The sequence below is a fragment of the Leuconostoc holzapfelii genome, assembly GCF_012396485.1.
Classification (GTDB): domain Bacteria; phylum Bacillota; class Bacilli; order Lactobacillales; family Lactobacillaceae; genus Leuconostoc; species Leuconostoc holzapfelii.
In genome coordinates, this window is record NZ_JAAXPO010000018.1 from 1 (window position 1) to 1,032 (window position 1,032).

The window sequence follows — 1,032 nt, forward strand, 5'->3', positions numbered from 1 at the left end:
GGCAGATTGTAAAATTAAACCGAACACCTTGCATAAAAAAACTGCAGAGACTTTAATGGTAATTGACTAAAATCAACCATAAAGGATCTGCAGCTTATGTCTTCTAGTTTATCAGCTCACGAACGTTCTGTCATTGAAACAATGATCAAACTTAATCATTCAACTCGAGAAATAGCCCGTTTCTTAAAGCGTTCTCCTGCAACTATTACCTACGAGTTAAATCGAATTAAACCATACAATGCACAACAGGCTCATCATTTAGCCCAGTGTAATCGGCACAAACACGGTCGCCATCCGACCCTAACACCTGAAATATCAGCTTTTTTGAACCATCACATTGGTATCTTGAAGTGGTCACCAGAAACGGCTGCTCATGTATTGGGTATTGCTTTCAAGACCATCTACAACTGGATTCATCATGGTTTGCTTAAAATTAAGTTATCAGATTTACCTGATAAAGGTATTCGACGTAAACGTCAATCTGACGGCCGTAGACGTGTTTTTGCTCATGGCCGTTCAATTGAAAAACGACCAAAAGCTGTCCAATTAAGACAAGAATTTGGTCATTTTGAAGTTGATACGATGCAATCTGGTAAAACACGTGGCGATGTTTTAGTGACCATCACAGAACGATTGAGTCGACAACATATCATGAGACATGTCAGTGGGCGCAATAGTCAGGCAGTGACACCAGCTATTATTAGGTTTTTCAAGGGTATAAAAAATGCTAAATCAATTACAGTTGATCACGGTCGAGAGTTTGCAAAATATGATGAAATAGAAGAACAGCTAGGCATACCGATGTATTTTGCACACCCATATTCACCAGAAGAACGTGGTAGTAATGAAGTGCTAAATCGATATGTCCGTCGTTTTATCCCAAAAGAACGCAAAATTGAAACCATCAGTCAGAAAGAATTAGATCAAATTAATCATTGGATTAATGCCAGGCCAATGAAAACGCTCAACTGGCAATCACCACGAAAAGTCTTTCAGAAACATGCGGTGTTCGGATGATTCTTGCAATCTGCC

Annotated in this window: 1 protein-coding gene; it reads left to right on the forward strand. The window is 39.2% G+C overall.

All coding sequences use genetic code 11. The features are described from left to right. Positions 1 to 96 precede the first annotated feature (96 nt). Positions 97 to 1,017, forward strand: a complete 921-nt coding sequence (locus tag HF966_RS08815) for an IS30 family transposase (protein ID WP_012268558.1) — start codon at positions 97 to 99, stop codon at positions 1,015 to 1,017. The last annotated feature ends 15 nt before the right edge of the window (positions 1,018 to 1,032 follow it).